Annotated in this window: 4 protein-coding genes; 2 read left to right on the top strand and 2 right to left on the bottom strand. The window is 61.8% G+C overall.

The annotated features are described in order from the left end of the window. Positions 1 to 21: 21 nt before the first annotated feature. Both GLA29479_RS20340 and metF read right to left on the bottom strand, forming a co-directional pair. Positions 22 to 1,290 (bottom strand): M12 family metallo-peptidase, encoded by a 1,269-nt coding sequence (locus GLA29479_RS20340; RefSeq protein WP_169795701.1) that lies wholly within the window; start codon positions 1,288 to 1,290, stop codon positions 22 to 24. A 248-nt stretch (positions 1,291 to 1,538) separates the two neighbouring features. After that, positions 1,539 to 2,363, bottom strand: a complete 825-nt coding sequence (metF, locus tag GLA29479_RS20335; protein ID WP_057917136.1) for a methylenetetrahydrofolate reductase [NAD(P)H] — start codon at positions 2,361 to 2,363, stop codon at positions 1,539 to 1,541. Between the two features lie 168 nt (positions 2,364 to 2,531). On the opposite strand from metF, the gene GLA29479_RS20330 reads away from it, so the two are divergent. Continuing rightward, positions 2,532 to 3,236, top strand: coding sequence for a GNAT family N-acetyltransferase (locus GLA29479_RS20330; RefSeq protein WP_057972664.1), 705 nt, complete (start codon positions 2,532 to 2,534; stop codon positions 3,234 to 3,236). 418 nt (positions 3,237 to 3,654) lie between these two features. Then, entirely contained in the window at positions 3,655 to 8,148 is a 4,494-nt protein-coding gene (locus GLA29479_RS20325; protein WP_169795700.1) for an RHS repeat domain-containing protein, read from the top strand. Positions 8,149 to 8,155: the final 7 nt, after the last annotated feature.

Below are 8,155 nucleotides of genomic sequence, written 5' to 3'. Positions count from 1 at the left end.
CACGGATCGCTCAGACAAAGATCAGCGGAACGCACCCACGGTGGCGGCGCGTTCGTTGAGCACGCGGGCGTTGTTGCTCTTCGCCGCGGTGCCCATCGGCACGCCGTTGTAGGTGATGTTCGGGTTCGACCAGTAGTTCAGGCGCGGACAGTTGGAGCCGCAGTTGTAGGCCATGATGGTGCGCCAGGTCTTGTTCGGCGCCCAGTAACCGTGGCCATAGGGGTAGGTGCCGTTGGTGCCGCTGTTCGGATCGTGGTGTGCGCCGAAGTTGTGGCCGATCTCGTGGGCGAAGCTGTAGTAGCCGGTCATGCAGCTGTGGCCGACCACGCTGAAGGCGCTGGCCGCGTTCGAGTTCAGATAGCCCAGGCCGCAGTACGCAGGGTCGGTGATGATCAGCACGTTGACGTCGGCGGCGATGCTGTTGCGAGTGGCGTGGTAACCGTCCAGATAGCCGTCGCTGGTGCCGCGGAAGCGGCTCAGGTCGGTGTCGAAGCCGGCGCTGACATAGCTGTTGGTGTAGTTGCCGGCCAACTCGAAGCGCACGTTGACCGCGCTGTTGGCGAAGCTCTGGTTGCTCTCGGTGATCGCCAGGTTGGACTTGGTGGTGATGTTGCCGACCGCATTGGCGGCCGCCTGGGTGTAGACCACCATCACGCGCACGGTGACCGGCGCCTTCTCGCCGGCGGCGGCCTCGTTGAACTTGGGATCGTTGAGGAAGGGCACGATCGGCTTGGCGGTGTAACCCGAGGCCGGATGGTCCGGCGGCATCAGCGCCTCGTTGATCAGGCTGATGGTGTGGCCGCCGTTCTTGAGCGGATCGATGCGGTAGAGCTTGCCGCCGCTGCGCACCGTGCCGGACATCTGATCGCCCTGGCGCACGATGGTGGCCGATTCCTCCGGATCGCCGATGAGTTCGGCACCGGTGAACTGGTTGATGCGCTTGAGCTGGGTCTTCGGATCGCCGACCAGGCCCTGCCAGATCACCACGCCGTCGGCCTTGCGTTCGGCCTGCAGCTTGTGCGCCTTGAGGCTGACGCCGGGTGCGAGGTTGAGCAGCAGTTCCTGCTGGGTTTCGGTGATTTGTGCGGTGTTGGCGCGGACCAGGTCGACCTTGACCGCGGCGCGCTCGGCCTTGACGGCCTGATAGGCGGTATCGGTGTTGGCGCTGCGCACCTGACTGACGGCAGGCGAGGAGAACAGCGGGGCCGGTTCGGCGGCCGTGGCGGCGCCGGCGAGGCCGAGCGACAGAGCGATGGCGAGGTTCAACGGCAGCAACTTGCGTGCGGACATGATGCGCTCTCTCCAGTAAGGACCGCTGCGCGTCGGGGCGGGGAGCCCCGGCGGCGGTCGCGAGGGCATCGCCCGTCGTGGCGATGCGTCCTGCTGGCAGTGAGCTACCGCGCCGTCTCGCCGCTCAAGACCGAACTTGTCGGCGGACAAGTCGGAGATGAGACCTGTCTTAGCAATTCGCCATAAGCACTCGCCGCGCAACGCCGTCTTTTGACGCCTGCACTTGCGCTTTCAGGTCTCTGAATGCCTCAGGCGATGCGCGACAGCACCGTCAAGGTCGGCTTGGCCAGGTTGAGCGTGTAGAAGTGCAGGCCCGGCGCGCCGCCTTCGATCAGGCGGCTGCACAGCTGCGCCACGACGTCGGCGCCGAACTCGCGCACGCTGTCGGCGTCGTCGCCGTAGGCCTGCATGCGCTGGCCGATCCAGCGCGGGATCTCGGCGCCGCACAGGTCGGAAAAGCGCCGCAGCTGGCTGAAGTTCGAGATCGGCATGATGCCGGGCACGATCGGGATGTCGATGCCGGCCGCGCGCACGTCGTCGACGAAGCGGAAGTAGGCGTCGGGGTTGTAGAAATACTGGGTGATCGCGCCGTCGGCGCCGGCGCGGACCTTGCGCTTGAAATTCTCCAGGTCCGACAGCGCATCGCGCGCCTGCGGATGGGTTTCCGGATAGGCGGCGACTTCGATGTGGAAATGGTCGCCGGTCTCGGCGCGGATGAACTCGACCAACTCGTTGGCGTAGCGCAGGTCGCCGGCGCTGGCCATGCCCGAGGGCAGGTCGCCGCGCAGGGTCACCAGGCGGCGGCAACCGAGTTCGCGGTAGCGCGCCAACAGTTCGCGGATTTCCGCGCGCGTGCCGCCGACGCAGGACAGATGCGGCGCGGCGTCGAGGCGATGCTTCTCGCGCAGGCGCTGGATCGTGTCGGGGGTGTAGCTCAGGGTCGAGCCGCCGGCGCCGAAGGTGCAGGACACGTAGTTCGGCGAGTAGGGTTTGAGCTTGGCCGCGGAGCGGTCCAACTGAGTGCGCTGCTCGTCGGTCTTGGGCGGGTAGAACTCGAAGCTGATCGGCAGCATGGGCGAGTCGCACGATGGTGGGTGGTTGGATAATATCTCTCTATCGCGATGAATGGAACAAGACTGCCGCCCCGGCCAGGCGCTTGCCTAAACTGGGGCTATGACCGCTACGAGCGGGTCATGCCGATGAGTGCGTGCCGATGAGCCCGATCCGATGAGCCCGACCCGATGAGCCCCAGCCAGCCCCACGTCCTCGACAACCCGATCTGGTCGTCCCTGCGCAGCCGGCATGCATCGCTGGCGCTGAGCGCCGGGCAGGTGGTGCGCTACCCGGCGCAGATCGCGCCGTTCATGGGCGTGGCCGAGGAGGGCGCCGACGCCCAGGCCGCATTGGCCGAACTGGTGCCGGCGCAGGACACCGTGCTGCTGCTCGACCGGGTGCCGGCGATCCCAGCCGGTTGGGAGCTCAAGCACCTCGCCGACCTGGCGCAGATGATCTGCGAGGCGCCGATCGCCGAAGACGCGTCGACGGACGTGACGAGCGACATCGTCGAACTCGGCGAACGCCGACGCGAGGACGTGCTGGCGCTGACCGCCCTGGTGTATCCGCATTATTTCCGCCCCCACACGATGACTTTGGGCCGCTATTTCGGCGTCTACCGCGACGGCCGCCTCGCGGCGATGATCGGCGAGCGCATGGGCATGGACGCCTACACCGAGATCAGCGCCGTCTGCACCCATCCGGACTTCAACGGCCAGGGCCATGCGCGTCGACTATTGAGATTCCTGTCCAACGACAACCACGCCCGCGGGCGGATTCCTTTTTTGCACGTCAGCCACGAAAACCCGCGCGCGATCGAATTGTACGAACGCAACGGCTATCGCCTGCGGCGGGATATTCCGTTTTGGTCGTTGTCGCGGAAAGCAAGTTAGAGACAGCTCTCGGCATTGGGGGCGGTCCTGCATTGTCAGAGCGCAATCGGCGGCGGCGCAGGATCATTTGCCTTAAGGAAGTGTGATGGCCGGCTCAGGCTGGCATCGACCCATGGCTTGATGGATTGAATCCGCCACGGTTCGTTGGGAGCATGCCGCTTCGTCACTGGGGCGGTTCATCAGAGGCGAACTAGGGACGTAATCCCGTACTAGTGAACGCCACCGTGTTGACCGTGGCCATGTCGGCTCTCGGGCGATGCCGTGGGCGGGATGGCGGTCCCCGTTTATAGAGACATCAGTAACGCAGACGTTGGGTCGTTGCGTGCCGATAGTCATTCAATGGATGTGAGACTCGCTGCGTCGATGGCTAAAGAGCCGATCGACGAACGCGAGATGGATGTGTTTACGGAGAGGCGCAATGAAGCGTTTGTCGTCGTTATTGTTCTTGTTGCTTTGCATGCTCGCCAGCGCCGTTTCGGCACAGGAACACCGCGTCCCGTCAATGACCATGTACTTGGCGGGGGTGAGCGGAAAATCAAATCTCTATTCCGATCCCGATCTGGCCTGCCGATTGGTCGGCGATTCGCTGAATGCGACACCTTATCCCTACTATTCGACTACCCATACGAACGCCAGGTATGGAACACATCCGGATTGGGGCATCGGCTGTTACTACGACGAGATCCAACGCGTCTCCGGGGCCATCATCTATAACCAGTTCCGGCAGAACTATGTAGTGCCGAAGCAGGTATGTCCGAATGGATACAACTATCTCAAGGGGGAGTTTGCGTGTGTCCGCTACTGGTCGGTCATCGCGCCGAACAAGCCGGGTCAGCAGTGCGACGTCGGCAATCCGATCACTTGCAATAACGGGGCCAAGTCCGAGGCTGTGCAAGATGATCTGACTGCTCAGCTCAGTCTGACGAGGACGTATTACTCCGCACCTGTCATCCCCGGCGCGGCGTTCGTTTTCGGAAAGGAGTGGTATTCGGATCTGACGCGGGCGCTGATCGTAAGCGAAGAGCGTCCGCCGGCGATGCAGGCGGCGTTCGCGATCCGGGAGAATGGCAAACTCCTCATATTCAGCAAGTACGCGGATGGCGAATGGCGCCCAGAGGACGATCTTCGCGAATACAGACTCAAGAGGTTGGAGGTCAATGGCCAGGTGTCATGGCGGTTGGGCAAGCCCGACAACAGCCAGGAGATCTACGATAGTCATGGTCGCATCGCGCAGGAAATGCGCGATGGCCGGGTGTATGCGACATACCTGCGCGATGAGAGCGGGCGGGTCAAAACGGTGCTCGATGCGAGCGGCCGGTCCGCCACGCTGACCTATGCCAACACCGCCGGTAACCTGACCCGGATCGATCTGCCCGACGGTCAATCGATCGTCTATGCCTACGATGAGTCCGGGCGCTTGGCGAAGGTCACGAAATCAGTGGGAGAGACCGACTACAGCTATACCACGATCCTAGGTAGTTCTTATCTGACCCAGATCGCGCACGATGGCGTGCCTTACGCAGCGTTCGCTTACGACGATCGTGGTCGTGCGATTTCCACCGAGCATGCCGGCGGAGTGGAGCGTTACGCAGTGAACTACGGCGCGGACGGATCCAACGTAAGCGTCTCTACGCCCGAAGGCGGGGCTTTGCAGCTTCAGTTCCGGACTCAGCTGGGCGTCAATATTCCCACGCAGGTCCAGAACAACGGTGCGGATAGCCAATCGTTCTCGTCGGGTTTTGTGTACGACACCAAATCCAACGTTGTGACGAAGAGAAGCGGAAATCTCCTCACCTGCAATTATTACGACGCGAACTGGCTGTACGTTACAGCGAGTTATCAGTACCCCGGCTCGGTTGCGTCTTGCCCGCCGAGTGCGGCTGCGGCTGCCGCGACGGCTTCTCTTCGCGGAACGGCCACCGTCTGGGACGAGGGGCTTGCACTGCCGCTCGAGCGTTCGATCTATAGCGGCGGCGGATCGCTTTTGAGCAAGCAGGCCATCGCTTACAACGCGAGAGGGCAGGTCCTATCCAGTACGGCGATCGACCCGGCTTCTCCGGGCTCAACCCGCGCCGCCACGACAAAGTATTGTGAGCAGGCTGACATAGCGGCTGGCAGCTGCCCTTCGCTGGGTTTGGTGACTTCGGTCGATGGGCCGCGTACCGACGTGGCCGATATTACGCAGTACAGCTATTACGCCAGCGACGATCCGAGTTGTGCGGCCGCTCCGACAACTTGCCCCCATCGCAAGGGCGACCTGTGGAAGATCACGAACGCCCTTGGACAGGTGGTCGAGATCCTGCGCTACGACGGCGCCGGGCGTGTCCTGTCGAGTAAGGACCCCAACGGCGTCATCACTGACCTCGAATACCATCCGCGCGGTTGGCTGGCTGCGAATAAGCTGCGTGGTCCAGATGAAGGTACAGAGGCCGACGACGCCATCACCCGCTTCGAGTACAAACCCTCCGGACTCATCGGCAAAGTGATGCAGGCCGATGGTTCGTACACTCAGTACGACTATGACGCGGCCCAGCGTTTGATCGATGTTCGCGATAACGCAGGTAACAGCGTGCATTACACCCTGGATCCGGCGAGCAATCGGATCAAGGAAGAGACGAAGGATTCTTTAGGCGCATTAAAGCGCACTCTATCGCGTGTGTATAACCAACTCGGACAGCTAAAAACGGCGAAGGATGCTTACGAGAACGCCACCAGTTATACATACGATGCCGCCGGCAATGCCGATACGGTTACCGATGCGCTCGGCAGCGTCACCGATAGCGATTACGATCCACTAGGCCGTCTAGTGCGCACTTTGCAGGACATGTCTGGAATCAATGCTCAGATCTTGTTCCAACACGATGCGCTCAATCGGATCACCCAAGTCACCGATCCGAAGGGGTTGAATACCGTTTATGGCTATAACGGCTTCGGCGATATCGCCTCGATCAGCAGCCAGGACACCGGGGGCGCCGTTGATACCTTCGACGGTGCCGGGAACCAAAAAACAAGAACGGATGCGCGTGGTGTCCAAAGCACCCGTAGCTATGACGCACTGAATCGTGTGACGGGTATCGGTTACCCGGATTCGAGTCTCAATATCGGTTACACCTACGATGTCAGCCAAGGGGTTTGCGCTGCAGGCGAGACCTTCTCGCAGGGGCGCTTGACCCAGGTGACCGCGCAGGCCGGCAGCACGCAGTACTGCTATGACCGCTTCGGGCAACTGGTGCGCAAGGTGCAGACCAGCAACGGGCGGGCGCTTACTTTGCGCTATGCCTATACGCTGGCCGGACGGTTGAGCAGCATTACCTATCCGGACGGGGCGGTGGTCAGCTACCAGCGCGACGCCCACGGGCGGGTAACGCGGGTCGATGCGAAGCATGCCGGCGGAGTCACCGAGACGCTGCTGTCGCAAGCGACCCACCACGCATTCGGCGCAATTGCAGGTTGGACCTACGGTAATGGCCGGGTCCTGTCGCGCGAAGTCGATTTGAACTACCAGCCGAAGGCCGTGCGTGACCCGGCTGCGGGCGGCTTGTCGGTGGCGTTCGGCTTCGACGAGGCGAGCAATCTGACCAGCTTGACCCCGTCGACCGGCCCGGCCGTAAAGCTCGACTACGACGCCCTAGGCCGCTTGACCTATTTGCGCGATAGTCCGACGGGCGCTGCGATCGATAGTTACACCTACGACGCGACCGGTAATCGCTTGAGCTTCGCCAATAGCGCGGGTTCGCAGGTCTACACCTATCCTGTGGACAACCACCGTCTCAGCCAAGCCGGTAGCGGCGGCGCGCGCGGCTACGATGCGAGCGGCAACACCACGGCTGTCGGCAGCGACGGCTTCGTCTACAACGATGCAGGTCAGTTGGGGCAGTTCAAACAGAGCGGCGTGGTGAAGGCCAGTTACCAGTACAACGGCGCCGGCGAACAAGTGCGCAAGTCGGTTGCCGGTGCCGAGCGCTACGCGATCTACGACGAAGCGGGCCATTGGCTCGGCGAGTACGACGGCAATGGCGCGACGATCCAGCAGGCGATCTGGCTCGACGATCTGCCGGCAGGCGTCTGGTCCGGTCATGGCGCGCAGCAGAAGCTGTTCTATGTCGAAGCGGACCATCTGGGCACGCCGCGTGTGGTGATCGATCCGGTACGCGATGTTGCGGTGTGGAACTGGGATTTGAAGGGCGAGGCCTTCGGCAACAGCCCGCCGAATCAGGATCCGGATCTGGATGGAACGGCTTTCGCATTCAATCTGCGGTTTCCTGGGCAGGTGTTCGATTCGATCAGTGGACTGAGCTATAACTATTTCCGGTATTACGAGGCGGCTAGCGGACGCTACACGCAAAGTGACCCTATTGGGCTTGGCGGCGGCCTCGCTACGTATTCTTACGTTGGCAATGCCCCACTCACGCGGATTGATCCATTCGGCCTGGAGGCAGTTCTGCCGGCTTCCTCGCCTGTTCCCCCAGTTAATTGGTCTTGGTTAAGGGCCGCGGGTGGACGAGCAGGTGGTGTTGGCTTGGCCGGCTGGGCTGGATGGGAGGTTGGTAGCTATATTCATAGGAACAATAGCGAGCTGATATCGGATTTGATTGCCAATGCCGCGAACGCGTGCAGGTTCGATTTTTATTGCAGAATACTAGAGGCCGAGATAGCGGCGCGGGTGGCTGAATTGCGGCAGAGGTACTTCGAGGCGCTCAATGACAGGCAAGATCTTTTTGGACGAGCTTTCCTGGATCGGAATCTGGGGCGTAGAAAAGGCACATGGGTTGGGCATCAGATACAGTTTTATGGCTTGCAGCGCGGGTTGCGAAAGCTGATCAAGGACGCTATTTCGAAGGGTTGCCGGGTTTCGTCTGAAGACATTTCGCTTGCGACCGCTGCTTATCCGAATCAACCCTTGCCGAGATGAGGTCGTG

This window comes from Lysobacter antibioticus (assembly GCF_001442535.1).
GTDB classification, from domain to species: Bacteria; Pseudomonadota; Gammaproteobacteria; order Xanthomonadales; family Xanthomonadaceae; genus Lysobacter; species Lysobacter antibioticus.
This window is presented reverse-complemented; position numbering and strand designations above follow the sequence as displayed.

Bases quoted from the DNA above. Each gene is read 5' to 3' on its own strand.
- GLA29479_RS20340 (WP_169795701.1), bottom strand. From the start codon at position 1,290: ATGTCCGCACGCAAGTTGCTGCCGTTGAACCTCGCCATCGCTCTGTCG.
- metF (WP_057917136.1), bottom strand. From the start codon at position 2,363: ATGCTGCCGATCAGCTTCGAGTTCTACCCGCCCAAGACCGACGAGCAG.
- GLA29479_RS20330 (WP_057972664.1), top strand. From the start codon at position 2,532: ATGAGCCCCAGCCAGCCCCACGTCCTCGACAACCCGATCTGGTCGTCC.
- GLA29479_RS20325 (WP_169795700.1), top strand. From the start codon at position 3,655: ATGAAGCGTTTGTCGTCGTTATTGTTCTTGTTGCTTTGCATGCTCGCC.